General features: G+C 42.8%; 28 protein-coding genes. 2 read left to right on the forward strand and 26 right to left on the reverse strand.

Going from position 1 to position 25,901, the window contains the following annotated elements; genetic code table 11:
- Nucleotides 1-339: 339 nt before the first annotated feature.
- From yjgA to mazG, 9 genes are all read right to left on the reverse strand, one after another.
- Complete coding sequence (gene yjgA / locus ABEF84_RS12785; RefSeq protein ID WP_034587205.1) at nucleotides 340-873, reverse strand: ribosome biogenesis factor YjgA; 534 nt, start codon at nucleotides 871-873, stop codon at nucleotides 340-342.
- A gap of 2 nt (nucleotides 874-875) precedes the next feature.
- A complete protein-coding gene (locus tag ABEF84_RS12790) occupies nucleotides 876-1,145 on the reverse strand; it encodes an HPr family phosphocarrier protein (protein ID WP_034587207.1) in 270 nt (89 codons plus the stop codon).
- The gene (gene rapZ, locus ABEF84_RS12795; protein ID WP_347453134.1) at nucleotides 1,142-1,993 is read right to left on the reverse strand and encodes an RNase adapter RapZ; all 852 of its coding nucleotides are present in this window, start codon (nucleotides 1,991-1,993) and stop codon (nucleotides 1,142-1,144) included. Before rapZ ends, ABEF84_RS12790 begins: the two co-directional genes overlap by 4 nt.
- Nucleotides 1,994-2,014: 21 nt before the next feature.
- Nucleotides 2,015-2,860, reverse strand: coding sequence for a pantoate--beta-alanine ligase (panC, locus tag ABEF84_RS12800; protein ID WP_347453135.1), 846 nt, complete (start codon nucleotides 2,858-2,860; stop codon nucleotides 2,015-2,017).
- A 1-nt stretch (nucleotide 2,861) separates the two neighbouring features.
- On the reverse strand, nucleotides 2,862-3,671 hold the full coding sequence (gene panB, locus ABEF84_RS12805) for a 3-methyl-2-oxobutanoate hydroxymethyltransferase (RefSeq protein ID WP_347454722.1): 810 nt from the start codon (nucleotides 3,669-3,671) through the stop codon (nucleotides 2,862-2,864).
- A gap of 54 nt (nucleotides 3,672-3,725) precedes the next feature.
- Nucleotides 3,726-4,211: a 2-amino-4-hydroxy-6-hydroxymethyldihydropteridine diphosphokinase gene (gene folK / locus ABEF84_RS12810; RefSeq protein ID WP_347455983.1), complete on the reverse strand. Its 486-nt coding sequence runs from the start codon at nucleotides 4,209-4,211 to the stop codon at nucleotides 3,726-3,728.
- Nucleotides 4,208-5,677, reverse strand: coding sequence for a polynucleotide adenylyltransferase PcnB (gene pcnB, locus ABEF84_RS12815; RefSeq protein WP_347454720.1), 1,470 nt, complete (start codon nucleotides 5,675-5,677; stop codon nucleotides 4,208-4,210). The genes folK and pcnB overlap by 4 nt, the downstream gene beginning before the upstream one ends.
- A gap of 136 nt (nucleotides 5,678-5,813) precedes the next feature.
- Nucleotides 5,814-6,236: a ComEA family DNA-binding protein gene (locus tag ABEF84_RS12820; protein WP_347454719.1), complete on the reverse strand. Its 423-nt coding sequence runs from the start codon at nucleotides 6,234-6,236 to the stop codon at nucleotides 5,814-5,816.
- Nucleotides 6,193-7,008 carry a nucleoside triphosphate pyrophosphohydrolase gene (mazG, locus tag ABEF84_RS12825; protein ID WP_347454718.1) on the reverse strand — a complete coding sequence of 272 codons (816 nt, stop codon included), beginning with the start codon at nucleotides 7,006-7,008 and terminating at the stop codon, nucleotides 6,193-6,195. Before mazG ends, ABEF84_RS12820 begins: the two co-directional genes overlap by 44 nt.
- A gap of 102 nt (nucleotides 7,009-7,110) precedes the next feature.
- Here mazG and ABEF84_RS12830 point away from each other — a divergent pair, with 102 nt between their 5' ends.
- Nucleotides 7,111-7,884 carry an SDR family oxidoreductase gene (locus ABEF84_RS12830; protein WP_347454717.1) on the forward strand — a complete coding sequence of 258 codons (774 nt, stop codon included), beginning with the start codon at nucleotides 7,111-7,113 and terminating at the stop codon, nucleotides 7,882-7,884.
- A 3-nt stretch (nucleotides 7,885-7,887) separates the two neighbouring features.
- On the opposite strand, the gene ABEF84_RS12835 is transcribed toward ABEF84_RS12830, so the two are convergent.
- Nucleotides 7,888-8,502 carry a 4'-phosphopantetheinyl transferase superfamily protein gene (locus ABEF84_RS12835; RefSeq protein ID WP_347453141.1) on the reverse strand — a complete coding sequence of 205 codons (615 nt, stop codon included), beginning with the start codon at nucleotides 8,500-8,502 and terminating at the stop codon, nucleotides 7,888-7,890.
- Between the two features lie 285 nt (nucleotides 8,503-8,787).
- On the opposite strand from ABEF84_RS12835, the gene ABEF84_RS12840 reads away from it, so the two are divergent.
- Entirely contained in the window at nucleotides 8,788-9,357 is a 570-nt protein-coding gene (locus ABEF84_RS12840; protein ID WP_347453142.1) for a hypothetical protein, read from the forward strand.
- 66 nt (nucleotides 9,358-9,423) lie between these two features.
- On the opposite strand, the gene der is transcribed toward ABEF84_RS12840, so the two are convergent.
- The 16 genes from der to ilvC all read right to left on the reverse strand — a co-directional run bounded on the left by der (nucleotide 9,424) and on the right by ilvC (nucleotide 25,849).
- Nucleotides 9,424-10,836 carry a ribosome biogenesis GTPase Der gene (der, locus tag ABEF84_RS12845; RefSeq protein ID WP_347464124.1) on the reverse strand — a complete coding sequence of 471 codons (1,413 nt, stop codon included), beginning with the start codon at nucleotides 10,834-10,836 and terminating at the stop codon, nucleotides 9,424-9,426.
- Between the two features lie 176 nt (nucleotides 10,837-11,012).
- Entirely contained in the window at nucleotides 11,013-12,161 is a 1,149-nt protein-coding gene (gene bamB / locus ABEF84_RS12850) for an outer membrane protein assembly factor BamB (RefSeq protein WP_347473694.1), read from the reverse strand.
- Nucleotides 12,158-12,856 carry a tetratricopeptide repeat protein gene (locus ABEF84_RS12855; RefSeq protein ID WP_347453145.1) on the reverse strand — a complete coding sequence of 233 codons (699 nt, stop codon included), beginning with the start codon at nucleotides 12,854-12,856 and terminating at the stop codon, nucleotides 12,158-12,160. The genes bamB and ABEF84_RS12855 overlap by 4 nt, the downstream gene beginning before the upstream one ends.
- Before the next feature lie 30 nt (nucleotides 12,857-12,886).
- A complete protein-coding gene (hisS, locus tag ABEF84_RS12860; protein ID WP_347453146.1) occupies nucleotides 12,887-14,182 on the reverse strand; it encodes a histidine--tRNA ligase in 1,296 nt (431 codons plus the stop codon).
- A gap of 3 nt (nucleotides 14,183-14,185) precedes the next feature.
- Entirely contained in the window at nucleotides 14,186-15,307 is a 1,122-nt protein-coding gene (gene ispG / locus ABEF84_RS12865) for a flavodoxin-dependent (E)-4-hydroxy-3-methylbut-2-enyl-diphosphate synthase (RefSeq protein ID WP_347453147.1), read from the reverse strand.
- 23 nt (nucleotides 15,308-15,330) lie between these two features.
- The gene (locus ABEF84_RS12870; RefSeq protein ID WP_347454713.1) at nucleotides 15,331-16,116 is read right to left on the reverse strand and encodes a RodZ domain-containing protein; all 786 of its coding nucleotides are present in this window, start codon (nucleotides 16,114-16,116) and stop codon (nucleotides 15,331-15,333) included.
- Complete coding sequence (pilW, locus tag ABEF84_RS12875; protein WP_404798875.1) at nucleotides 16,107-16,898, reverse strand: type IV pilus biogenesis/stability protein PilW; 792 nt, start codon at nucleotides 16,896-16,898, stop codon at nucleotides 16,107-16,109. The genes ABEF84_RS12870 and pilW overlap by 10 nt, the downstream gene beginning before the upstream one ends.
- Nucleotides 16,899-16,921: 23 nt before the next feature.
- Complete coding sequence (gene rlmN / locus ABEF84_RS12880) at nucleotides 16,922-18,157, reverse strand: 23S rRNA (adenine(2503)-C(2))-methyltransferase RlmN (RefSeq protein ID WP_347455985.1); 1,236 nt, start codon at nucleotides 18,155-18,157, stop codon at nucleotides 16,922-16,924.
- A 122-nt stretch (nucleotides 18,158-18,279) separates the two neighbouring features.
- Nucleotides 18,280-18,711 (reverse strand): nucleoside-diphosphate kinase, encoded by a 432-nt coding sequence (gene ndk, locus ABEF84_RS12885; RefSeq protein WP_347455986.1) that lies wholly within the window; start codon nucleotides 18,709-18,711, stop codon nucleotides 18,280-18,282.
- 110 nt (nucleotides 18,712-18,821) lie between these two features.
- Nucleotides 18,822-19,022, reverse strand: a complete 201-nt coding sequence (gene iscX / locus ABEF84_RS12890; RefSeq protein ID WP_347456360.1) for a Fe-S cluster assembly protein IscX — start codon at nucleotides 19,020-19,022, stop codon at nucleotides 18,822-18,824.
- A gap of 89 nt (nucleotides 19,023-19,111) precedes the next feature.
- A complete protein-coding gene (locus ABEF84_RS12895; protein WP_347464305.1) occupies nucleotides 19,112-19,666 on the reverse strand; it encodes a phosphatase PAP2 family protein in 555 nt (184 codons plus the stop codon).
- Between the two features lie 93 nt (nucleotides 19,667-19,759).
- Nucleotides 19,760-20,170 (reverse strand): hypothetical protein, encoded by a 411-nt coding sequence (locus tag ABEF84_RS12900; RefSeq protein ID WP_347454710.1) that lies wholly within the window; start codon nucleotides 20,168-20,170, stop codon nucleotides 19,760-19,762.
- A gap of 10 nt (nucleotides 20,171-20,180) precedes the next feature.
- Nucleotides 20,181-22,511 carry a fimbria/pilus outer membrane usher protein gene (locus tag ABEF84_RS12905; RefSeq protein ID WP_347455987.1) on the reverse strand — a complete coding sequence of 777 codons (2,331 nt, stop codon included), beginning with the start codon at nucleotides 22,509-22,511 and terminating at the stop codon, nucleotides 20,181-20,183.
- A 42-nt stretch (nucleotides 22,512-22,553) separates the two neighbouring features.
- Nucleotides 22,554-23,252 carry a fimbria/pilus periplasmic chaperone gene (locus ABEF84_RS12910; protein WP_347453153.1) on the reverse strand — a complete coding sequence of 233 codons (699 nt, stop codon included), beginning with the start codon at nucleotides 23,250-23,252 and terminating at the stop codon, nucleotides 22,554-22,556.
- A 114-nt stretch (nucleotides 23,253-23,366) separates the two neighbouring features.
- Nucleotides 23,367-23,861: a hypothetical protein gene (locus ABEF84_RS12915; RefSeq protein ID WP_347473385.1), complete on the reverse strand. Its 495-nt coding sequence runs from the start codon at nucleotides 23,859-23,861 to the stop codon at nucleotides 23,367-23,369.
- 971 nt (nucleotides 23,862-24,832) lie between these two features.
- The gene (gene ilvC / locus ABEF84_RS12920) at nucleotides 24,833-25,849 is read right to left on the reverse strand and encodes a ketol-acid reductoisomerase (RefSeq protein WP_347453155.1); all 1,017 of its coding nucleotides are present in this window, start codon (nucleotides 25,847-25,849) and stop codon (nucleotides 24,833-24,835) included.
- Between the last annotated feature and the right edge of the window lie 52 nt (nucleotides 25,850-25,901).

Consider the following 25,901-nt stretch of genomic DNA (forward strand, 5'->3'; position numbering starts at 1 on the left):
ATTCACTTTTCATTGCTATTTTGGTTTTCTCCAATTTTTTCTTTTAAATGATTGTTCACTTTAAATAAATTTTTAAATTAATGTACTTTGTTCTGTGTGTATTTCTTGTAAATAAAAGACCAACAGAGTGGCAAAATCTACCAATTTCTTGGTGATTGATCGGAATTTGAGTCTTTTAATTTGTAAACAGGCACTACAGTTCTCTTCAACCGCTTCACTTTGTTTCGGGCTATGCTTTTTCGATTGCATTAAAATTCTTTTTTCGGATCAATCTATATCTCATACCCATAAAAAAAGCGACCTTTAAAGGCCGCTTTTTATTTTCGCTATATCAATTCATCAGTTATCAGAAATCAGCGCGACCTGCTGCACATAGTTAAACAGCTTCTGACGTGATGCTGCCAGCTCTTCTTCTGGTAACTGGTTCTTGATATCGCGATGCACACGTAATACATGCTGACGCAAGGTGTGACGCTCGGTCGCATTATAAATTTTGGTAAATTCATTAATCGCAGGATCACCATCTTTGATCAGACGATCAGTCCAACGTTGTAATTGTGCGGTCTTTTTCAACCCCTGTTTCGGGGTCAGATAAGACAGGATCACATTTTCATCTTCATTGCGCAGTAACTTACCAATACGCTGAAACTGGCGACGGCGTGCTTCATTGGAGGTAATCGTCTGCACATCAAGCAACGCATCAATCAGACGTTCCTCAACAGGCAGATTCTGAATTTGTTTGACACTCAGCTCTGCAAGCTGTGCGCCTAAAGCTGCCATTCGCTGGACAGCTTTTTTCTGTTCGGTTTTACTTGCACGTCCTTCTAAAGATTCAAAGTCTTCTTCAGTAAAACTGTGCGGTCGACGTGCCACGATTAATCTGCCTCGTAAAATTTTGCTGCAAACAGTGCCTGGATTTCAGACAAGGCTTTTTCCTCATCTGCTCCATCCAGCACCAAGCGTAAAGTTGTTCCCTTCCCAGCACCCAGCATGAGCAGGGACATGATATTTTTCGCATCAACAAGCTTGTCACCCTTTCCAATCTGGATATTGGAACGAAATTTGGTGGTGACTTCAATCAGCTTGCCTGATGCACGCGCATGTAAACCCAGTTTGTTAATTACGTCAACAGTCGTATCAATCATGACCAGTGCTTCATTTCTCGGTGGAGGACTTGAACAGACCATTTTGCCTCAAGCGCTTTTTTTAGTCTATCCACAATATAAACAGAACGATGCTGACCACCGGTACAACCAATCGACACAGTAATATAGTGACGATGCCCTTCTGCGAATGCAGGTAACCATTTGTCCAGAAAATGGTAAATATCCAGGAACATTTCTTCAACCTGTTCACTCTGTTCCAGGAAAGTCTGCACAGGTTGATCCAGTCCAGAATATTTACGCAGCTCCAGATCCCAGTGCGGGTTTGGCAGATGGCGTATATCAAACACATAATCCGCATCTAAGGGAATGCCATGCTTATAGCCAAAGGATTGTAGAATCACGATCAGGTTATCGGTCTGGCCCAGCTTGTGCAGCAAGGTATGCTTCAGGTCGTGTACGCTCTTGTCTGTGGTATCAATATGCACAGTCGAACGCATTTGGATCGGGAGCAGCAGCAATTTTTCTTCTTCAATACACTGCGCCAAACTGTTAAAGCGACCTGACAATGGATGTGGTCGGCGTGACGCACTAAAGCGTGCAATCAGTTCCTGATCCTGTGTGGTCAGGTAAATCACATCCACCGTACCATGTTTCTGCAGTTGTTCAAAAACATGATCAAATTCTTGCAGATCAGCACGGGTACTGCGAACATCCACACCCAAGGCTAACTGCTCCAGGCTATTTTCCTGATCCAGCTTGGCAACAATTTCAGGCAGCAATGCTAGCGGCAAATTATCGATACAGTAATAGCCCAAGTCTTCTAGCACCTGCAAGGCAGATGATTTACCTGAACCGGATTGTCCTGTGACGATCAGTATGCGCTTCATGCACTGCGATCCTTTCTATGATTATGCAGAGTATTTTACCTGCAGATTGTCAATCAAACGAGTCTTGCCCAGTTTAGCAGCGATGAATAGCACCACATCCTGATTAAACTCATCAATTTTTTGCAGTTCTGGGGTGCGTGCTTCTACGTAGTCCACCACAAAACCGGCATCGGTCAGCATCTGCCGAATACCTGCCAATGCTGCATCCAGAGTTGCACCTTCATGCAACTGCTGTTCAGCAGCTTTCAGGCTACGGTAAATGGTCGGTGCAGTCTGACGTTCTTCTTCAGACAGGTATCCATTACGAGAACTTAAAGCCAGACCATCTTCTGCACGGGTAATAGGCACACCAATCACTTCCAGTGGAATATTCAGATCCTGTACAAACTGGCGGATTACTGCCAGCTGCTGATAATCCTTTTCACCAAAGAAGGCATAGTTTGGCTGCACAATGTTAAACAATTTGGTAACAACCACAGCCACGCCATCAAAATGGCCTGGACGTTGCAGACCACACAGGTCATTGGTGATGTCAGACACGCTGATATTGGTCAGACGCGGCTTGGTACCATACATCTGCTCAACAGTTGGAGCAAAGACGATGTCACAACCCACTTCAGCCAGCAACTTCTGATCCTGTTCCAAAGTACGTGGATAGTTATCAAAATCTTCATTTGGTCCAAACTGGATTGGATTCACAAAGATACTGACCACGACTACATCACACAGCTTGCGTGCTTCACGTACCAAATTCAGGTGACCTTGATGCAGATTACCCATGGTCGGTACGAAGCCGATGATCTTACGTGCTGAACGCGCCGGATTTAACGATGCTGCTAAACCTTGGATTGTTGTTTCTGTTTTCATCTTATAACTCAACCTGGAAGGTATGTTCAGGTGCAGGAAATGAGCCATCTAACACGGCTGCATGATAAGCCTTGAATGCATCCAGGATTGCATTGGCACCTGATTGTTCTTGCATAAAGTTGCGTACAAATTTAGCCATATGGCCGAAGTTCAGACCGAGCATGTCCTGTACCACCAGTACCTGACCATCGGTATCAGCTCCAGCACCAATCCCGATCACCGGAATATCCGGGAATAGGTCTGCGACTTCTTTACCGAGCTGTGCAGGCACACATTCCAGCAACAGCAATGCTGCACCGGCTTCTACCACTGCCTTACAGTCAGTAATTAGCTGATCTGCTGCGGCACGGCTACGTGCCTGTAATTTATAACCGCCAAACACGTTTACCGATTGTGGAGTCAGACCTAAATGCACACACACCGGAATACCATTACGGGTCATCACCTGTACCGTTTCAGCCAGCCAGGCACCGCCTTCCAGCTTCACCATCTGCGCACCTGCTTGCATCACGGTACGTGCACTTTGCAAAGCATCATTTAATGTTGCATAGCTCATAAATGGCAGATCAGTCAGGATAAAGGCATGCTGGTTCGCACGACGCACTGCAGCCGTATGATAGGCCATATCTGCGACAGTCACTGGTAAAGTAGAGTCATGCCCCTGAATGGTCATACCCAGAGAATCCCCGATCAGAATGCTATCCACTTCGGCGATTTCCATGGCTTTGGCCATACTGGCATCGTAGCAGGTCAGGCAGGAGAATTTGCGGCCGTCCGCCTTGAATCGTCTTAAGTCACTCAGACTGATCATGAAGGTGTTCCTCTCTAAATTGAAGTTCTCGCGAACATGCCAATCACTTAAAAATTAAAGATTCGCCCAGTTGGTACGATCCAGTACCGTTAAGGTCGATTGTTTTACGATGTCCAGGTCTTTTAATGTTTGTCCATTCAGCTGCAAATCAGCATTCAGATCCAACAGCGGCAATAATACAAAATCGCGCTCCAATACACCGACATGCGGCACAGTCAAACGCTCATTCTGAATCCGTTCATCCCCATAGATGAGCAAATCCAAATCTAAGGTACGTTCCCCCCAATGACGCAGACGTACCCGACCCGCTTCCTGTTCAAATGCCTGCAAACGATCCAGCAAATCCAATGGCGCCAGATCGGTAATAAGCTCTGCCACGGCATTGTGATAATTGGGCTGATCCTGCGGTCCCATTGGTGGGCTCTGGTACAGATGCGAGACTCTCACCTGCCCTAAAGTTGCCAGTTTCTGTACCGCATCTGCCAGAATCTGGCGAGAATCCCCGAGATTACTACCTAAACCGATATAAGTCGTGATCATTGTGTCGGTCCAAAAACAACCTGGCTTAAATCACGCTGTACACGTTTGCGTTTCAAAATTGGATGATCTGGACCGATCTCGCCACTGCTGCTGGCTGCCGCATGAGAAACAGGTTTAGCAGCAGCTTCCATTTTGGCTTTACGGGCACGACGGCTACGTGGTTCTGGCTCATTTACCAATGGCTCAATCTCAGCAGTTTCCTGAGCAGCCAGATGCTGTTCCAGATGTTCTTCCTGACTAGCCTTACGACGATTCTTGGCACGCTGCCGATTATACTGAGCAATCGCGCGTTCTTTTTCGTCTGCGGTCATCTGCTGATAAGCATCCCACCAGCTACCCATGCCTTGAGCTGTTTCATCGCCAGACTTTTCACGTAGCAACAAGAAGTCGAAACCGGCACGGAAACGGGCATGACCTGACAAGGCTTCAATCTGTTGTGGTTTTGGATTTAGCAAACGAGTCTGCATTTCCCAGACTTCGCGGATAAAAGTTTCTGCAAAACGTGGAATGATAGTACGCGTAGCCTGACGTTTTAAAACATCCAGACCCGCTTGAGCACGAGCTTCGGCAGGTACCACCCCTTTGCCCAGATAAAAATCGCAACGTTCCAGGAATGGCTTCCACAGCAACACCGCATAGAAGAATGCCGGGTTGATGGTCTTGCCAATCGAAATACGTTGATCGGTATTCTTGGCAGCCAATTCAATGAATGGTGATATTTCCGGTTTGATATCCGCAAACAGCTGACGCCAGATACCAAAATCTATCAGCATTGGCAGTACGCGTTGCAGATGTCCCATGGTAAACAGCTTCTGCGACTCATCATAAAGACGGTGCGGAGAGACATCGCGCAGCAACTGGGTCATTTCCGGGGTAAAGATGTCCAGAATCGCTGGGTCAATACTGAAGTTCAGCTTGGCAGCAAAACGTAAGGTACGTAGCATCCGCACCGGATCTTCCTCGAAACGCAGTGCCGGGTCACCTAACAGACGCAGGGTCTTGTGCTTGATGTCGTCAATGGCATTACAGAAGTCCAGCACAATACCTTTGCGTGGCTGGTAATACAGCGCATTAATAGAAAAATCGCGGCGCGCAAAATCCTGTTCAATGGTGCCCCAGTTATTGTCACGCAGGATCATCCCTTGTGCCGAGGTGACTGCTTTTTTAGGCGGGGCACGGAAAGTCGCGACTTCCACCAATTCTCGACCAGAGTAGACATGAGCAAGCTCAAAACGACGTCCGATAATACGACAACGACGTCCGAATACTTCTTTGACCTGAGCGGGAGTCGCGTTAGTAACAGCATCGAAATCCTTAGGATTCAGTCCCAACATCAGATCCCGGACACCGCCACCAACAATATAAGCTTCATAGCCAGCCTTGGTTAAGGCATCAATCACATCGAGGATATAAGAAGGTAATTGAGCGGTTGATAAACCACATTTTGACGCGCGCAAAGTTTGCAAAAGACGCTGTCTCCTACGTCTGAACGTAAAATTCTAAGATGACGCTAATCATATCGCTTACACGGCTAAAGGGCAATTTGATTATGTCAATCCTCAGATCATGCTTGATTGAGGATTCACCTTAAATTCAGACCATTTACAGGGCCAATCGCGCCTGATTTTTGGCAAATAAAGCCGGACCGATGCCCTTTACCAGCTGAATATCTTCAATGCGTTTAAACTTGCCATGGGTATTACGATATTCAATGATCGCTTCAGCCTTTTTCTGACCAATGCCATGCAACTGCTGCAACTGTTCAGCCGTGGCAGAATTGAGCCGGATCTTATCTGCACTTGAAACAGCTGAAAGAGTCGGCTTACTTAAATAATGGCTGGAAGGATTGATCTGCTGAGTAGCCTGCTGCTGTTTTAATCGGGCATCATGCTGTTCCTGTCGAGCCTTCCATTCTGCATAACTTTCAGCCTGGACAGCAGAAAAAGAACTGCTCAGTATAGATGAAATGAAGATCAGAGCGCTAATCAGCCTCCGGTATTTTGCTGGATAAATGATTCTGGTCATGGTTCGCCTGTTGTTTTAATTGTTGTTTCGCCTGCTCCCACAGCTGATCCAGTTCAGTCAGTGACAGGTCTTCTATATTCAGGTTTTGTGCTTTTGCCTGATGCTCCATCAGGGCAAATCGAGTGCGGAATTTATGAATGGTTCCAAGCAGCGCCATCTCACTCGAAACCCCAAGTTTACGACCAACATTGATCAGTGAAAATAAGCAGTCGCCAAACTCGTCCTGAATTTCGTCGGAATTTTGTCCAGCCAAAGCCTGTCTAAACTCTTCTAACTCTTCCTCGAGTTTACCCATAGCACCGACAACATCAGGGAAATCAAAGCCGATTTTTGCCACATTTTTCTGGATTTCATCAGCCTGTACCAAGGCCGGTGCATGTTTGACTTCATCTAGCCGTGAATATGGCTTGCCCTGCTTTTCCTTAGCTTTGATTTCTTTCCATAATACAGAAACATCTTCCGGACTCAATTTGGCAAATTGCTCCGCCTGAAACACATGTGGATGACGGCGGATCAATTTATCCGTAATTGCTTGCACCACATCCTGAAAATCAAATGCACCCTGCTCGCTGTACAGCTGCGACTGGAATACCACCTGTAATAACAGGTCGCCAAGTTCATCACGTACATCTTCAGCCTTGCCGGAACGCACTGCAGCTTCAACCTCATAAGCTTCTTCAATCGCATAACGGGTCAAGGATTCTGGAGTCTGCTGCCGATCCCAAGGACATTTTTCACGTAATTCACGCATGATGTTCAGTAATTGTTCCACCTGACAACCTCTTTCTTTGACCAGACCAGAAATCTGTTTGTGCTCAATGTTTGTTATGCTCTAAAGCAACCCATAAAAATAACCAACATGGAGACCAATAAAATGCACAGTATCTTTATTAGCGGTGCAGCACAAGGAATTGGTGCCGCGGTTGCGAGTCTTTTTTACCAGCAGGGTTATAAAGTCGGGATCTATGATCTGAATACCACACTGGCTGAACAGTTAGCTCAAAAGCTTGGCCCACATGCGCATGCAGGTTATCTGGATGTTGCCAGTTATGACTCCTGGCAAACTACTTTGAATGATTTTGCAAACTGGGCGGGTGAAATCAATATTCTGGTGAATAATGCCGGGGTACTGTATTCTGGAAATTTCGAACAGATACCTATTGAATCCCATCACCAAATTATCGACATCAATGTCAAAGGCATGCTCAATGGCTGTCATGCCGCTTTTCCTTTTTTAAAACGTGCGTCCTTTGCCCGAGTCATAAACCTGTCGTCTGCTTCTGCAATTTATGGACAGGCCGATCTAGCTTCCTATTCCACCAGCAAATTTGCAGTACGTGGCCTCACGGAAAGCCTGGATATTGAATGGCATAAACATGGCATCCGGGTTATGGATGTAATGCCGCTATTTGTAAATACAGCAATGGTGCAGGACATGCAGGCGGAAAGTATCAAAACAATAGGCGTGCATTTAAATGCCGAAGATGTGGCTTGGGATATCTTAAAACTGGTACAGCGCAAAGATCATCTACTGACCCCAACGCATCGTCTGGTCGGTTTTAGAAGTCAGTTTCTGTTTCATTTGTCACGACTAAGCCCACAGTTTGTCAATCGGCTCAGTAATCTATGGATTGCCCGAAAATCCTAGCTCTTAGATATTATGCAGAGGAGGATGCTGATAGATCTGAATCTGCGGGAAGCTAAATCCACGGCAGGATTGCTCAGCCTGCCAGGCCACACTTAGCATACATTCACCAATCCGGTAATTCTGATAGGCATAAGTACCTAAACCTTGCAAAGCACACATGCCACCATCTTGATTTGGATGTACTTGAGTATTCAGCTCATTTAGATTGATCCGAATCCCAAGACCATTGGCTTTTAGTACCGCTTCTTTGGTCGTCCAGACCTTAAACCAGTATTCCGGATCATAATCCAGTGACTGCCAGATTTTAAACTCTTCAGGATGAAAGGCATGCCCAGCCAAGGCTTCAAAACGGACCTTACGACTAAGTTCTTCAATATCCACACCTAAATTAGCCACCTGTTTACTCAACGCTAGCGCATACATATTCTTACTATGGGTATGATTAAACGAATACTCTGGATGTGCTTTTAAATAAGGTTTGCCATGTTCAGTGACAGCTAAATCTTCAGGTATGACTTCTATTTGAAAAAAATCTTTCAATTGCTGATTACGATAATGATAAATCGCCTGTTTCCGTACTTGTATCCATGTGCGCTGATCAGCATCATGAGTATTCATTATAATCTGATCAATAGCTGCGATCCGAACTTGAATTTGGTTTAGCACAATAGTTAAAACATCTAAATTATCATCTCGATTATAAACATAACCTGCGATTAGCAAAGATTAAGGTGATCGATTTCCTGTGCTTCATAGCGATTTCTCACGATTCCAGAATTTTTTCTTACAAAAATCAACTCGACTTTAGGATATAACTTGATGATAAATAAAGTCATATCTATTAAAATAAAAAACGTTACAATAATCACACAATTAACAACACTTCAATAAGAGGGTCTTTATATGTATAAAAAGCTTGCGCTCAGCTTGATGCTAGGGGGGTTATCTTTATCGGTTTCTGCAGGTAGTTGGCTGGAAGCTGCAACTACAGTATTAGGGGCAAAAAATGGGGCGATCATGGATCAGGCTGAAGCAAATATCGAACGCAGTCGTGCCCAAGCAAATGCCGCTGTTGCACGTGCAGATGCAGCATACGCCTCGAACTATAATGCTGCTTCTCAAAAGAATAATAGTGTTTATTCTACCAGTTACTTAAAAACTTTAGATTGTACAGATCTTGCAGTTGAAGCAAAAAGCTTTGAACGCACACTTGCAGCTGCTCAAGCAGCCCAAGAACAGGCCAATGCCCAAGCAAATAACCCGGTATCACGATTCGCCGGATTAGCGAGCGGTGCGCTTTCTGCGTTTGCAGGTCAATCTGAATCTGTTGCACGCGCGAGTAAAATCACAAGTGCATTAAGTGGTAATAATACGCAAAATAATGCTGCAGCATCTCAAGATGTTGTGGATGTAGCGGTAGCGAATTTGGAAAATATTCGCATTTACCAAAAAGCAAAGAAATGTTCTATCTAATGACCAAGATCATTTAAGAAACATAAAAAAGCCTGCATCTGCAGGCTTTTTTGATTCCAACACAGCTCAACCGCGTTTGAATTTCTTCTCGGCTTTCTTGAATTTCTGGACATAACGGCGACGACGCGCAGCAGTACGTTCATCCACTTTATTTTTACGACCTTCAAACGGGTTTTCCGAAGTCTTGAATTCGATTTTGACTGGCGTGCCTTCCAACTTGTAGACCTTACGGAATACGTTTTCCAAATAACGGCGATAGTCTGCAGGGGTTTTATCGACCTTGTTACCATGAATGACGATGGTCGGCGGGTTCTGTCCGCCAATATGCGCATAACGCATTTTGATCGCACGACCTTGTACTTTCGGTGGATGATGCGCTTCCACTGCATCCTGCAAAATCTGGGTGATTTTCGCAGGTGAAACTTTTAAATGCGAAGATTCGTAGGCACGGTGAATCGATGGATACAGATCCCCCACTCCAGTACCATGCAGTGCAGAAATCAAGTGAATTTTCGCCCATGGAATAAAGTCAAAGCGACGCTCCACATCCAACTTACATTGCTTGCGATCATACTCAGACATATTGTCCCATTTGTTAATCGCAATCACGATGGCACGACCAGCGTCAATCGCATAACCAATCAGGTGCAAGTCCTGCTCGACGATACCTTCACGCGCATCAACAACGATCACCACGACATGGGCATCTTTCATTGCCTGCAAGGTTTTCACGATTGAGAATTTCTCAATCATCTCATCCACTTTACCTTTACGGCGCACACCGGCAGTATCAATCAGGGTGTATTTACGGCCATCACGCTCAAATGGGATATAGATTGAGTCACGTGTCGTACCTGGCTGGTCAAAGGCCACCACACGGTCTTCACCCAGCAGACGGTTCACCAGTGTTGATTTACCCACATTAGGACGACCGATTACCGCTAAACGTAAACCGGTATCAGCATCGTGTTCTTCCGGATTTTCATCTTCAGACACATCCTGCAGCACTTCTTCAAGCATCTGCTGAACACCGCGACCATGGCTGGCAGCTACCTGCATCGGCTCACCCATACCGAGTTTATAGAACTCGACCAGCGCGGCTTCTGCATGCACCCCATCGACCTTGTTGGCAACAAGAAAAACTTTTTTACCTAAAGTCCGTAATTCACGGGCAATCTGTTCATCAGAAGCCAATAGTCCGGCACGGGCATCGACCACAAAAATGATCATGTCCGCTTCATGGATCGCAGTTTTGGACTGCTCTGCCATGTAGGAGTCGATACCACCTTCTGTTTCACCAATACCGCCAGTATCGACCACAATGAAGGATTTGTTTTGATAGACAGCATCGCCATATTTACGGTCACGTGTCAGACCGGCAAAGTCTGCCACCAATGCGTCACGGCTCTTGGTTATCTGGTTGAACAGGGTTGATTTTCCGACGTTCGGACGACCAATGAGCGCAATTACGGGTTTCATAGATTAACCTTTATTCAATATCAGGCTGTCTAAAAATGGCCTGAACATCAGAAAGTTCTGGAAGAAAATAGAAATAGGATTAAAGCCTAAAATAAATAAAAACACGGGGCATTGAATATTCAATCACCCCGCGTCAAAAATACGGTTGGCTTATTTTAGCATAAGCCAAAGAAAAATTAACGATTCTGCCAGATGCTATACGCGCCCTTGCGAGTCGAAACATAGAGCTGGTTGTCGATCACACGCAGTGTGCGCACCTCACCAGACGTTTTTGAACGACCAATAATCTGACCCGTTGCTGGATCAATCAGGTGCAGTACACCATCTAAATCACCCACCACCAGATCACCACCCAACATTACTGGGTTGCTCAGCTTACGGTGCAGCAACTGGTCATTTTCCCAAAGTTTCTGGCCTGAGGTAATTTCATACGCCGCGATCTTGCCATCAGTTTGAGCAACAAACACTCCATTACCGACCACTTCTGGACGTTGAATACTGCTGGCATCCTCACTCCAGATGATCTGCTGTGAAGCCAGATCCAGTACAGTCACCTGACCTTGATAACTAGTCGTCACAACAAACTGGCCAGCCACTACTGGTTCACCATCAATATCATTTAAACGCTGGATATCAGAACGGCCATCAGACACCGCAACACGGCGCTGCATTTTCGGCACACCTGTTACGGCATCGATAGCGTAAATATAGCCATTCGCAGATGCGATCAGCACATGGCGTGGATCCAGTGCAACAGGTGCAGCCTGACCACGGAGGCTGAATTGTACATTAGGCAGCTTATAAGTCCAGACTTCTTTACCACTGCCTGCTTCATGCGAAAATACTGTTCCATCATTAGCAATGCTAATCACGCGATCGGCATGAATCAGTGATGGCGCAATCACCGCGCCAGATAATTGTGCTGCCCAGCGTTGCTCGCCAATTTGCTGATCCAGTGCAAACAACTGGCCTTTGGTATTCCCGACAATCACCAGACCTTGAGCGGCTTCTACACCCGCGCTCAAACCAGCTTTAGTCACTTTTTTCTGCCATAAGCGTTGTTTACCTTGGTAAGCCGTCACTTCACCATTTGGATTGACCGCGAACACCACGCCATTATCGACATCTAGACGCAAACGTAACGGATCGGCTTCATCAGTCGAAGAAACGCTGCTGGAAAATACAGGAACCAGAGTTTTTGCCTGTGCAAGTTTTGGCAGTGGATTTGGCTTGGCCTCTTCCACTTTAATACTTTTTCCCGCACACCCCGCAAGGGCAAGGGTTAAAACCGTTAAGGCACAGGTGAGTTTGTATTTTCTATTCATTCAGTTTCTTCCACTTGTGTATCTATAATCGGGCGTTCAATTTCAGGATCATCGACCAATACGCCTACACTTTCTAGTTTAATTTGTAAAATTTGACGTTCTTCTTTACGTTCTACCAAGGCATCCCATGCACTTTGATACACTTTTTTGGCATTTTCAATATCATTTTTGGCAACATAGATATCACCACGTGCTTCATCTGCGGTTGCCTTGAATGCAGGCTCAGTGACTGCATCCAGTGTTTTTAAGGCTTCATCATATTTTTTCTGTGCCAGCTGTGCGTAAGCCAGTCGCAGTTTGACGATCTGCACCAGACCAGCGTCGTCCACTTTCGAATTTTCAACTTTCTTCAGGGCACGTTCAGCCGCAGCATAATCCTGCTTGTCATAAGCCAGTTTCGCCATGACCAGCTGGGTCTGGATCGCCTGTGCTGAATCCGGTGCTTCTTTGACAATCTTGTCCGCTGTTTCTGCAAGTTTAGCAAAAGCATCACCTTGTGCAGCACCGGCTTCATCCATCAACTGTTGCACCCGGGCAGTTTCTTTTTGCGACTCCGCTAAGTTTTTCTTCTGCCAATATTCCCATCCGAAAAAGGCAATCAGCGCAACCAGAATCCCAGTAATGATAGAAGAACCATACTTCTTGGTGAAGGATTTCAAACTTTCCAGTTGATCATCATCACTTATTGCACTCATGCGATTGCCCCTTTCCGAATATTTTATCGATTATTTTGAAGAAATTTTAGTTGTGAAAAATGACACAAAGTCAGCAAATGCTACTTCCGATTGCTCTGCAGTCGCCAGCTCTTTCACAGTGAAGGTCTGTGCTTCCAGCTCACGCTCACCAATGATCGCTGCATACAGGGCACCAGACTGGTCGGCTTTTTTCATCTGGGATTTCATCGAACCTTGTGAACCGACTTTCAGACGAATCGTGCTACCTGCCGCTTCCAGCTGGTCACGGATCTGTTCAGCCAGTACCAGTGCTTTGCCTTGAGAAGCCGGATCAGCCACCAAGAACACTTCACAATCACGTACCGGGGTATTATCTTCGACCTGTTCCAGCAGAAGCAATAAACGCTCCATACCCATCGCAAAACCTACTGCAGGTACAGACTGATCAGGCTTACCTTTCAGCTGACCGACCAGACCATCATAACGACCGCCGGCACATACAGTCCCTTGCGAACCTAAATGAGTCGTGGTCCATTCAAATACGGTTTTGTTGTAATAATCCAGACCACGCACCAGTTTCTGATTGATCACGAAGCTAATACCTGCATCAGTCAAATATTGCTGTAACTGGTTGAAATGCGCTAGTGTTTCTTCTCCCATAAAGTCGTGAAGTTTAGGCGCATTTTCCAAGATGCTTTGTGTTTTGGCATCTTTGGAATCCAGAATACGCAATGGATTAGTCGTCAGACGACGTTGAGAGTCTTCATCCAAGTCTGCTTTATGCGCTTGCAGGAAATCCACCAGTGCCGCACGGTAATTCGCACGTTCTTCTGATTCACCTAGTGTATTGAGTTCAAGTTGAACTTTGTCTGCAACACCCATACGTTTCCAAAGACGTGCAGTCATTAGGATCAGTTCAGCATCTTGGTCAGGCGTTGCCACACCAAAGGTTTCTACACCAAACTGGTGGAACTGGCGGTAACGGCCTTTTTGCGGTTTTTCATAGCGGAACATTGGCCCGATATACCACACTTTTGGTGTTGCGCCACGCAGCAGGTTATGCTCCAGCATGGCACGTACACAGCCCGCAGTACCTTCAGGACGCAGGGTCAAAGACTCAGGTGGATTACCTTTGTCCAGGAAAGTGTACATTTCTTTTTCAACGATATCCGTTGCATCACCAATCGAACGCTTGAACAGATTGGTCTGTTCAACCATCGGCAAACGGATTTGTTGATAGCCATAGGCATCCATCAAACCGGATAGATGCTGTTCAAGACGTCTCCATGCTGGGGTTTGCGTTGGGAGAATGTCATTAAAACCTTTAATTGCGACGATTGAACTCATGATCTACTCAGAAAAACCTGTGCGAATAATTTCTTTTGATTTAGCTTCTTCAAGCTGAGAAACACGTTGACGAACCATAGCTTCGATTTCATCAACCAGTTGATTGGTATCGATTAAGTGGCTCTTTTCGCCATTACGATACACCAGTGAACGTGGAGTTGCACCTACCACACCGATATCAGCCTCTTTGGCTTCGCCCGGACCATTCACTTTACAGCCAATTACGGACACGTCCATCGGCACACGTACATCTTCCAGACGCTCTTCCAGGGTCTGCATCACTTTAATCACGTTAAATTCCTGACGTGAACAACTTGGGCAGGCAATAAAGTTAATCCCATTAGAACGCAGACCTAAAGATTTCAGGATATCGAAACCAATTTTGACTTCTTCCTCAGGCTCAGCCGCCAGAGAAATACGCATGGTATCGCCAATGCCTTCCATTAGCAGACCACCGAGGGCAATCGCTGATTTCACCGAACCGGTACGGTAAATCCCGGCTTCGGTTACCCCAAGATGTAATGGATTATCAATCTGTTGAGACAGCAGACGATACGCATCCATGGTCAGGAATACGTTTGATGCTTTTACTGATACTTTAAATTCCTGGAAGTCCAGACGGTCCAGAATATCAATATGGCGCATTGCAGATTCCAGCAAGGCCTGACCTGTTGGCTCGCCATATTTTTTCTGGATATCTTTTTCCAGTGAACCGGCATTCACACCAATACGCATGGAAATATCATGGTGTTTTGCTGCTGCCACCACTTCACGCACTTTGGCTTCTGAACCAATATTCCCCGGGTTAATCCGCAGACAGTCCGCCCCCATGTCCGCAACGGCAAGGGCAATTTTGTAGTCGAAGTGAATATCCGCGACCAGTGGCACATCGACCTGCTTACGGATTTCACCGAACGCTGCCGCTGCTTCCATACTTGGCACAGAAACCCGCATGATGTCCGCACCTGCCGCAACACAGCGCTGGATTTGTGCCACCGTGGCTGCCACATCACAAGTTTCGGTATTGGTCATACTCTGGATGCTGATAGGCGCATCACCACCGACATAAACTGAACCGACACGAATCTTGCGAGTTGGACGGCGTTGGATCGGATTCACTATCATGATTTGCTTCTACTCTTTTGCCCTTAACGTGATAAACGGAAATCTGCTTTACCGTTTACGGTGTATGGTGACAATGCAATATTTTCATTATTCAGGGTCAATGTCACAGCTGTTGCATCATCGAGACGGATCTGGAATGGAGATTCCCCACTCAAGTTAAGTGTCGATGCCTGACGGCCGGTTGCCAGCACCTTGCCAGTTGCATCCACAATATGCACTGAAGTTGGCGTACTGAATTCAAGTTTTAACTGGTCACCAGAAACTGCAACCGTTGAATCCATATTAATGACTTCAACTTCAGATTCCTGCGCTGCCGGTTCTACCGCATCATCACTGCTGCTTGACCAGTTCTGAATCATGGCAACCAGCAAGCCCAATACCACCAAGACAGCAAGCGTAATCAGGCCACGTTTTAGCCATTTACGGTTACGGTCACGGTTAGAACCTGGCAGTTTGCCCATGATCTTGATGGGAGAATTATTCAGACCATTGATCGGCGGTACACCGGTTTCGCTGGCATAAATATCATCAAAACGCTGGATAATATTGGTCGCATCTACACCTAAATATTTGGCATAGAGACGGTAATACCCTTTGATAAAAGTGGCCTGAGGCAAAGACTTATAGTCATCCTGCTCCAGCGCAGTCAGGGTTTTCAGCGGAATATTCAGCTCTTGTTCGACATCTGCCAGTTCAAGCTTTTTATTGAGACGAACCTGGCGCAAGTACTCACCTGGACGTTGAACATTTCCTAACGCGTTTGGCGCTACGCTCGAATTATTCGATGGTGAATTAGGATTTACTTCCATACGGCCTCAGTACTGTACTGTAATTGCAAATAACGTTGGTATTCCTGGCTTTCAGGGAAAAGTGCACGCAGCTGATTCACCAGTACCTGCATTCCGAGTTGATCGCCACTGGCACGCGCTGTGCGAATGCCTATCCAGAGTGCACGAGCACCCTGATTCTTCTGCCCTACCGCATGCACAAACTGTTCATACATTTTGCTCGCTGCAGGGAACTGCTGGTTCAGATAAAAAATCTCTGCCAACTCTAACATTGAAATATAAGAATCGCGATTGGCTTGTAGTGCCTGTTTGAATGATTTTTCAGCATTTACCAGATCCCCTTTTTTCAGGTAAATCCGCCCCAGATTTTCCAGGGCACGGTAACGCTGGTCATAGCCCAGGGTGGCACCGGCAATTTCAAACTGTTCAATCGCGTCATTATAACGTTCAAGTTGATATAAATAGGTGCCGTAATTGTTACGCGCCTGTGCATTTTTCGGCTCAGCAGAAATCGCTTTTTTAAAATAACTTTCCGCTTTTTCCAGATTGGCTTTACTGCCTTCCTGTTGTAGCAGCACGCCCATCATCATATTGGCCTGGGCATCACGTGAATTGATTTTCAGTGCTTCGTCCAGGGCGCGCTTGGCTGAATCCAGATCACCTGTTTTCAGGTATTCAACCGCCAATTGAGTACGTACCTTAATTGCCTTTTCCGGGTCCTTTTTCCCCGCGTCTACTGTCTGACAGGCAGTTAATGCAAGTGAAAAACATATTGTTGAAATTAAAGCAATTTTAGATGTCATCTTTCTCAATTGGCGACCTCTTTTTATCCTTGTGAGCGCATGATCTCATTGGATTGCGCTATTTTCTTTTTCCATTGTTCAGCACGACGAGTACGGTCTGCAACCTGCCCGACTAACTGTCCACACGCAGCGTCAATATCATCACCACGTGTCTGACGAATCGTACACACAAAACCGGCATCAGACAAAGTTTTTTGGAAAGAAATAATGCGGTTACGGCTAGAACGTCCGTATGGGGCATGGGGGAACGGGTTAAATGGAATCAGGTTAATCTTGCTTGGCAGGTCTTTCAGCAGCTTAATCATTTCCTGTGCATGTTCAGGCTTGTCATTCACGCCATCCAGCATCACGTATTCAATGGTCACATGTTTACGTGCACTTTCATTGCCATCTTTTTTGATATAACGCTGACATGCGGCGATGAGCTGTTCTAGTGGATATTTCTTGTTAATTGGCACCAATTCATTACGCAGTTCATTGTTAGTAGCATGCAGAGAAATTGCCAAAGCCACATCAATATCTTCTGCCAGCTGGTCAATCTTCGGCACGACACCAGAAGTCGACAAGGTCACACGACGTTTTGACATGCCGTAGGCAAAGTCGTCCAGCATAATGCGCATAGAGTTCAACACAGCGTCGTAATTGAGCAATGGTTCACCCATACCCATCATTACCACGTTGGTGACTGAACGCTCACGATCCGCAACAGGCACATCTTCCATATAGGAATAGTTTGCCATCCACAACTGACCAATAATTTCTGCTTGAGTCAAGTCACGCTGGAAACCCTGTTTACCGGTTGAACAGAAAGAACAGTCCAGGGCACAGCCCACTTGTGAGGAAATACACAAGGTCTTGCGTGAACCGGTTTTGTCTTCGGCTGGGATCAGTACGGTTTCAACCAGTGATCCTTCCCCATCACCCACGCGGAACACCCATTTACGGGTACCGTCTTTGGAGAAATTTTTATGCACCACTTCTGGGGCTTTAATTTCACAAATCTTTTCCAGCTTTTCACGCAGCTTGCCTGAGATATTGGTCATCTCAGAAAAATCAGTCACGAAATACTGGTGAATCCATTTCATCACCTGTCCGGCACGAAATTTCTTCTCACCCATATCTTCGAAGAATTTTTCCATTTGTGGACGTGACATGCCAAGTAAGTTCACTTTCTCCACAGTTTTTTCCTGTGCAGGAGCGGATGGAGTGTGTTGCTGTGCATCAGAAACGGCTGATACAGCGACTGCTTCAGTACTCATGTGTGTTACCTAAACCATGTCTAAAGATGAAAGGAGAAGCTCAATATATGAGCAAAGGATTATTCAGGGAATAAAAAAACCAGATAAGTATAATAACACTTATCTGGCTTGAATACTGCGAATTAACGAGTACGCGGAGCAATCTCAGTTTGCGCGAAGAAGTAGTTAATTTCGCGGTCAGCAGATGCTACAGAGTCAGAACCGTGAGCAGCGTTTTCATCGATGCTTACAGCGAAGTCTGCACGGATAGTACCAGGAGCAGCTTCTTTAGGGTTAGTTGCGCCCAGGATTTCACGGTGAGCAAGAACTGCGTTTTCACCTTCAAGAACTGAAACAACCACTGGACCAGAAGTCATGAATGCAACTAGGTCAGCAAAGAAGCCACGTTCTTTGTGTTCAGCATAAAAACCTTCAGCTTCAGCTTTAGTCAGGTGTTTCATTTTAGTTGCAACGATTTTAAGACCCGCTTTTTCGAAACGAGCGAAGATTTCACCGATTACGTTTTTAGCAACTGCGTCTGGTTTTACGATAGATAATGTACGTTCAATAGCCATGATTGGCTCCTTTAGTCAATGGTTGACATGAAAATTTGGCGCATTATACCGAGATAATGCGCAATTTTCTGCTTTTCCTCTGTAAAAAAATTGCTTTTTTGACAGAAGCCTTAGCGTGCTTCGTCAATCCAAGCCATTTGAATTGCTTCCAGCAGACCTTCGGTTGATTTTTGTGGATCATCTTCGAAGTCAGGAAGTGCACATACCCATGCATGCAGATCGGTAAAACGGATCCACTGCGGATCCACATCCGGGTGAGCTTCATACAGTTCAATTGCGATATCGAGAGTATCTGTCCAACGTAAACCCATATCTGTTCCTAATAGCTGTTTGCTTTGATGCTGTACTTTATCAAATCTGGCAAATACTGCGAGCATTTAGCGCAGCAAGCTACATATTTTTATAAGTTGATATTAAATACCGGAGCCAGAGAAATCACACTGATGGCTACCGTGGCACCAATGACTGCACCAATAACTACATCACTGGGATAATGTAACCCTAAAATCATACGTGACAAGGCCACCAGAATGGTAAAAGGCAACATCAGGATCAGCAATAATGGCACAGCATAGCCCAGTAAAGTTGTTGCCATAACTGCATGCAAGGTATGACCAGACGGAAAACTATAATAATCTAAAGGATGCTCACCTAGACGGATCAGCTGATGATGAACCTGATAAGGTCGAGGACGTGAGGTCTTAGTCTTTAGTATTTTATAAAGTATTGTTCCAATAGTGCTACCAACTATTAGATAAAACATTTGCAAACTATAAATCAGACCTTGCAGCAACCAGGTAGCAATAATCATCACATACCAGAAAACACCATTACCAAGTCGGCTGATCGTTTTAAAGAAGGCAGCTATACTTTTAGAATGTAATAGATGATTCAACACCACGCAGCCTTTTAAATCCATCTCGAGAAATTTTGTTTTTGCATTGTGGAGTTTCATCATTTGCTCCTTTATTATTTTCAGTTTATCTAACCTATTTATTGAAATACTGAATTTAGAGCCTTTTATTACAGATTATTTAGAACGATTATTTTAAAACTTAATATCTACTGAAATTTGGTCAGTATAGGTACCTGCTGGAAAACCATTTAAAGGATTATCAAGCAATTGCACTGCAATAATATATTTTTGGCGTTGTGCAGCACTTTGAGTCAGTGGCACGCCCCACAAATTATTATTTGCTCCTCTCAAATTTAACTTAGTCCGCAATTTATCTGGACCGTTAGCTACAAAACTCATACCATCCGCGCTTAATAAATTTTGACTGTTAAATAAAATGGAATAACTCTTATCACAGGTAATATTAAAAGAGGTGGCTGCTTGACTGCGCTGATAACTTTGTAAGCGTAATTCTCCACTACTAAAACCATCAATTGAGCAATATTGCGCAGTTGCTACTGTATTCATGACCAGTAGAGATAAAAAGAAAAACAACTTTTTCATTGTCCTGCTCCTACTTACATACAGCTTCTAGAACCTGGCTGCTAGCATTCTGGAATTGCATATGATTAAGATTAAATTGTGCCTGGCAGTATTGTCCGCCTTGAGTCTTAACTTTCAGATTGTATATTCCTGGTTTAAATAGATAGAGATAGACAAGACCTTGACTATCTACAAAATAAGGCTCTTCTCCAAGCCCATCTATAAGAACTTCTGAACCTGCAACAAGTTTGTTCTGTTGATTATTTTTTAGCCGAACAATGAAGCGTTTAGTTTTATGAATAGGAAAATCTAAACGATATCCCCGTTGATCTAGCCCTACCAGCTCTTTGGAAGAATGTTCAAAGGTTTCGTCCATAGCCAGTTGGTTATGATCGAAAGAAATATCATAGTGAATATAAGGAATCAGGTTATGAACAAACATATACCCTTTTTTATTTGTACTTCCTGCAAGAGTGGCTGAACGATAAATATCAACATCAGCATGTTGATCTACATTGACCAATGCAAAAGCATTATCTGCATACTTGGTTAAAGCTACTTTGCTACCTAACCAGACTAGAGCACCATCAAATGCCGCTTGAGAATAACGGCGATCTTCAAATTCATCATGTGATAACTGCAAATTACCAATATCTGTTTTTAACAGGCCATATGCATTGTAGTTAATCTCTTCTTCTCTATGGTTCACACCAAGCACATAATCAAAACCATTTTGCGTCATAGTACGATGTGCATAACTTAAACTGGTTTCTTTATCTCCCGTATCATGATCTAAAGAAATACGCCCTCTTTCTCCCCAATTATAATAAAAGGCAATATTAAAGCCTTGATCTCCATCTTCTTCACTAAAATCTTTATAATAGCCAAAATCTGTAAATAAATTTTTTGTTAAAACTTTACTTGCACGAACATCTAAAAATTTACGATCTTCTCGAGGTGTCCCATTGTCATCGCTATAATAAGATTGATAAACATAGTTAAAACCCAATCCATCAACAATTTTTAAGTTAGAAAAATTTAAGTAAAAGATATTTGAAGATTTAATATTTGAATCCAGTGTGTCTGAGTTTAAATATTGATATTCTTTAGTAAAATATTGGCTGTTTAAACCAAACGCCCAATTTCTGGAATTACGACTAATTCCAATACCACCTGCATACCCCTGCTCATCTATTTCTTCTGATTTGCTCACCGAAGCTGCAGTATCTAAAAGAAAATATTTGCTAATTCCTTGAGTCCACAATAGATCTGCATTACTCACATTTTCACTATAAACCAAATCCACGCCTAAGGTGGTAGAGTTAGTGATGCCTCGACGAAAATAGAATTTACCAAACATATCTCTATAATCATCATCTACGACATCATAGTTGTAACGTAATTTACCTGCCGAAAAATTATATTCGTTTAATTTTGGCTTTAATAAACGGCTATTTATATAGATTGGAAAACTACGTACAGTTCGGTTTCCGAGAATATCTTCTACAACGATTTGAGCATCCCCAGCCTGATTAACGATAGCTCCTCCAGGGAGATTATAGTTACCTGGTGTTACAGAATTTCGATACAGACTGACACCATTAATAAATAAATCAATGGTAGAAGGTAAACTAGCACTCCCTGTTAATGCGGGTATGTTCCAGAAAACAAAATCTGGCCGCTCGATATAATTTGTTCCAAAACTAAGACCGCCAAAACGAAAAGAGTTATTTAAAAAACTATAAGGACTTGTTGTATCGCCTACCGTTAGTTTCAAAAAATGTTTTGGAAAATCAACATCTAGAGTACTATTTACACGCACTACCTGTTGTTCAACTTCTTCCGGATCATTTCGATACAGAAAAGCATTTTTAAATAGCCAATAATCATTAAAAATACCAATTTCTGAAAACGTATTAAATTCTTGTTCTTCTTCATCTTTGCCATAAAAAAGACTATAGTTTATAAACCCTCCAAAATTTGCTTTTGCGGGTATTTCCACATCTGCCAAGTAATCAGTATCTTGAAAATAGTTTGCTGGTAAGAAAAGTTTAATAGCCTGTAAGCTATGATCATCTTCTATTCGGATATCAGGTGAGGTTATGAGACAAAAATTGTTTCTAGCTGAATGCCTTGGAGTTTTTTCAATACGAATTCCAATATTACGCAAAGCCTCACACTCGACATATCGCTTTCCTCCTTGGGAAAAAGTTACTGTTTCAGTATCATAGTCCAATCCATTCACCCAAATATTTACAATAAACTCTTCAGATATTGCTTTCTGTTCAATCCCTTGAATAATTTCCGCATGTGTAACCCCAATTCCACAGGCAATGACTAAAAGAAGTTTTTTGGCCTTCATAGCACGATCCTTTTACTACTTTTTTATTATTCGTAATAATCATTATCCTTTAACAGGAAACTCTACATATCCTGCTTCATCTAGTTTGATTTTTAATTTTGCCGCATTCCCTTCTTTGATTTCACCCAGTTCAACTCTAATTTTATTACCACTCAATACATACAACGCTACATCTTGTCGAAGCAACTCATTATTTTTATTATCTAAAACTACAACTTCTGTTATTTTTGCAAAGGATTTTGCAGTATTACTAATATTGAGATAAGCCAAATTATTTACTTTTTGAATATCTGCATTCAATTTAGGCGCAATGATTTTCCCTGCAAATAAAGGTAAAGAAAAATTAAACAAAAAATTGATTGTAGATTTTTCTTGAATTGGTGTTATTTCTTTAAATACAATGCGCCAAGCTTGCTGTTGTTCCAAATTTTCCGGTGGCTGGCTAAAACCAATACGTACAATCTGCTTACTTTCTGGTTTTAACTCAAATATTTTTGGATTAAAAAGTAAAGTTTTATCCTCTATCAATATATCATTTCCTTCCCTATCCTGTTCCCATTTATAAGCATTAATTTCAAAAATTTTAGAAGAGGATAATCCAGTACTTTCAATATTCACTGTCGTGCTTTTTTGTTTTTTAAAATCCTCAATCTGCATTTGTATAGGCGTAAATTTAATTCCGGCAGACAAAGAGGCACTCCATACAAGTATTATCAGAAATCCCATTATTCTTATATTCATCTTTGGCTCCAATACATTGAATCTAATTATTATTTATTTTTAAATATTAAAGTAGGAGATGCTTAGTGCACCTCCTAATTATTTAATTATAGTTTAAATAGAATTTTCTTATTTTTAGAATCGAACTGCTACTGTATAAATACCAGAATATAGACCAGCATCTGCTTCACTATAGTTATCGTTAGATACTGTTGCAGTCACATTAAATTGCTTATCGGCATTTTTGGTACTTGGTAGGTAACGACCATTGTACTCGCCTCCAGATTCATGTCGAGTAGTAACTCGTACTGGTATTGTTGCACCTCCTTGACCATTTAAAACTCGAGGTGCTGAAATATCCAGACGGTAAGGTGCATTGGTACGCACAGTAAAGGTTCCTGTATCTGTCCAGCTACCATTTTGTACTTGAGTCAATGTTAATGTTTCATCAGGAATATCCAGGTCACAGTGACGTGGAATATCTAAAACAATTTTCATTTTCCCTTCACACTTATCTCCACAGCCATGTTTACCTGCTTTATGTGGTTTATGTTGGCTAGGACCACGATCATCGCCACCAGCATATACACTTGCTGATCCAACTCCAAGTACTAATGCCGCTAATGCCACTTGAGTTATTTTTTTCATGTTTTTCTCCATTCTTTTAAAAGAATATAAATATTTATTTCGAAGAACGGCCAGCGTGAAACTCTTTATTATTATGAGTGCAGCCACATAACCGTAGTCTTATCTTATTAGGATTGGCATAAAAACATACAAACGTGATACTTTTCACAATACATATCATTATTCCTTAACAGACGCACACAAATCTTCTAGATCTTTATTTTTTAATGAATTATTTTATAGCTCCTTTTTTCTTGTTTTACACCCGACATTTAATACATAATTGAAAAATCTATTAATCCAACCTAAAAAATGAAACATTAAACATATAGCTTTGTTTTTTATTATTTTTTTAAAATAAATCAATATAAAATAAAACTCTCAAAACCTTACAAAACCTTACAATTTGAGATCTAATATTTTGAAATAAAAATATTACTTATTTTATTTTTTTTATTTTTCATCTTTTTATTAATTATCTCAAAATAAAATTAATTCAATAAAATAAAATATACTTTTTAAATTCAAAAACTTAAACATACACTCTTTTTTATTTTAATATTTGTTTCAGAATTCAATACTTTTATTTCTTTTTTTTCCCAGATTTTTTCTTATTAATTTTTTATTTTACTTTTATAAAATTTAAATTTTCTTCAATAAATAATTTTATATTTCCTTTCTTAATCTATAATTTATAATTCTTAATAAGGACAATCCCCTTACTCTCTTTAGATTATTCTATAATCTCTAAATATTAAGGGTGTTTCTTATAGTATTTAATTAATAAAAATAAATTGCTGATTTTTAAATTATATTAAAAAAACATAGATTTAAAACCAAAAACTTAGCACATAAATAACACCTATTTTATTTTTTAACCCTAACTCTTATTCTAAGGTTTTCAACCTGAATAATATAAAAAAACCCACTCAAAATGAGTGGGTTTTCGCATTCAAATCAATGAATTTGAGAAATTAGTTTTTCTCTTTATCAACGATTTTGTTTGCTTGAATCCAAGGCATCATCGCACGCAGTTTAGCACCAGTTTGTTCGATACCGTGTGCAGCGTTTTGACGACGACGAGCAGTCATAGATGGGTAGTTCAATGCACCTTCCTGGATGAACATCTTAGCGTATTCACCAGATTGGATACGTTTCAATGCATTACGCATAGCTTCACGAGACTGTTCGTTGATAACTTCAGGACCAGTTACGTATTCACCATACTCAGCGTTGTTAGATACAGAGTAGTTCATATCAGCGATACCGCCTTCGAACATCAAGTCAACGATCAGTTTAAGTTCGTGCAGACATTCGAAGTAAGCCATTTCTGGTGCATAGCCAGCTTCAACAAGAGTTTCGAAGCCCATTTTAACCAGTTCAACAGCACCACCACAAAGAACTGCTTGCTCACCGAACAGGTCAGTTTCAGTTTCTTCACGGAAAGAAGTTTCGATGATACCAGTACGGCCACCACCTACGCCTGAAGCGTAAGAAAGTGCAACGTTACGAGCGTTACCAGAAGCATCTTGGTGAACAGCGATCAGATCAGGAACACCTGAACCACGTTGGAATTCTGAACGTACAGTGTGACCAGGTGCTTTAGGCGCAACCATGATTACGTCAAGGTCTTTACGTGGAACAACTTGGTTGTAAAGAACAGAGAAACCGTGAGCGAATGCAAGAGTCGCACCTTCTTTAATGTTTGGCTCGATTACATCGCGGTAAAGTTGAGCTTGGAATTCATCTGGAGTCAGAATCATTACCAGGTCAGCTTGAGCAACAGCAGCAGGTACTTCAGATACTTTAAGACCAGCGTTTTCAGCTTTTTTCCAAGAAGCAGAACCAGCGCGCAGACCTACAGTCACATCAACGCCAGAATCTTTAAGGTTAAGCGCATGAGCGTGACCTTGTGAACCATAACCAATGATTGCTACTTTCTTAGATTGGATGATAGATAAGTCGCAGTCTTTATCGTAAAAAATTTGCATTGCTGTCTCCGCTTAAATGCTTGTTTGTCTGTTTCATCAGGCAAGTCATCAG

The organism is Acinetobacter sp. ANC 7912 (assembly GCF_039862785.1).
GTDB classification, from domain to species: domain Bacteria; phylum Pseudomonadota; class Gammaproteobacteria; order Pseudomonadales; family Moraxellaceae; genus Acinetobacter; species Acinetobacter thermotolerans.

Bases quoted from the DNA above. Each gene is read 5' to 3' on its own strand.
- ABEF84_RS12910 (WP_347453153.1), bottom strand. From the start codon at position 23,252: ATGAATATAAGAATAATGGGATTTCTGATAATACTTGTATGGAGTGCC.
- hisS (WP_347453146.1), bottom strand. From the start codon at position 14,182: ATGAGTTCAATCGTCGCAATTAAAGGTTTTAATGACATTCTCCCAACG.
- ABEF84_RS12830 (WP_347454717.1), top strand. From the start codon at position 7,111: ATGCACAGTATCTTTATTAGCGGTGCAGCACAAGGAATTGGTGCCGCG.
- ndk (WP_347455986.1), bottom strand. From the start codon at position 18,711: ATGGCTATTGAACGTACATTATCTATCGTAAAACCAGACGCAGTTGCT.
- bamB (WP_347473694.1), bottom strand. From the start codon at position 12,161: ATGAATAGAAAATACAAACTCACCTGTGCCTTAACGGTTTTAACCCTT.
- ABEF84_RS12895 (WP_347464305.1), bottom strand. From the start codon at position 19,666: ATGAAACTCCACAATGCAAAAACAAAATTTCTCGAGATGGATTTAAAA.
- ABEF84_RS12855 (WP_347453145.1), bottom strand. From the start codon at position 12,856: ATGAGTGCAATAAGTGATGATGATCAACTGGAAAGTTTGAAATCCTTC.
- ilvC (WP_347453155.1), bottom strand. From the start codon at position 25,849: ATGCAAATTTTTTACGATAAAGACTGCGACTTATCTATCATCCAATCT.
- rlmN (WP_347455985.1), bottom strand. From the start codon at position 18,157: ATGAGTACTGAAGCAGTCGCTGTATCAGCCGTTTCTGATGCACAGCAA.
- ABEF84_RS12900 (WP_347454710.1), bottom strand. From the start codon at position 20,170: ATGAAAAAGTTGTTTTTCTTTTTATCTCTACTGGTCATGAATACAGTA.
- pilW (WP_404798875.1), bottom strand. From the start codon at position 16,898: ATGACATCTAAAATTGCTTTAATTTCAACAATATGTTTTTCACTTGCA.
- ABEF84_RS12870 (WP_347454713.1), bottom strand. From the start codon at position 16,116: ATGGAAGTAAATCCTAATTCACCATCGAATAATTCGAGCGTAGCGCCA.
- ispG (WP_347453147.1), bottom strand. From the start codon at position 15,307: ATGATAGTGAATCCGATCCAACGCCGTCCAACTCGCAAGATTCGTGTC.
- ABEF84_RS12840 (WP_347453142.1), top strand. From the start codon at position 8,788: ATGTATAAAAAGCTTGCGCTCAGCTTGATGCTAGGGGGGTTATCTTTA.
- panC (WP_347453135.1), bottom strand. From the start codon at position 2,860: ATGAAAACAGAAACAACAATCCAAGGTTTAGCAGCATCGTTAAATCCG.
- ABEF84_RS12790 (WP_034587207.1), bottom strand. From the start codon at position 1,145: ATGATTGATACGACTGTTGACGTAATTAACAAACTGGGTTTACATGCG.
- iscX (WP_347456360.1), bottom strand. From the start codon at position 19,022: ATGGGTTTACGTTGGACAGATACTCTCGATATCGCAATTGAACTGTAT.
- panB (WP_347454722.1), bottom strand. From the start codon at position 3,671: ATGATCAGTCTGAGTGACTTAAGACGATTCAAGGCGGACGGCCGCAAA.
- ABEF84_RS12820 (WP_347454719.1), bottom strand. From the start codon at position 6,236: ATGACCAGAATCATTTATCCAGCAAAATACCGGAGGCTGATTAGCGCT.
- ABEF84_RS12835 (WP_347453141.1), bottom strand. From the start codon at position 8,502: ATGAATACTCATGATGCTGATCAGCGCACATGGATACAAGTACGGAAA.
- ABEF84_RS12905 (WP_347455987.1), bottom strand. From the start codon at position 22,511: ATGAAGGCCAAAAAACTTCTTTTAGTCATTGCCTGTGGAATTGGGGTT.
- folK (WP_347455983.1), bottom strand. From the start codon at position 4,211: ATGATCACGACTTATATCGGTTTAGGTAGTAATCTCGGGGATTCTCGC.
- rapZ (WP_347453134.1), bottom strand. From the start codon at position 1,993: ATGAAGCGCATACTGATCGTCACAGGACAATCCGGTTCAGGTAAATCA.
- der (WP_347464124.1), bottom strand. From the start codon at position 10,836: ATGAAACCCGTAATTGCGCTCATTGGTCGTCCGAACGTCGGAAAATCA.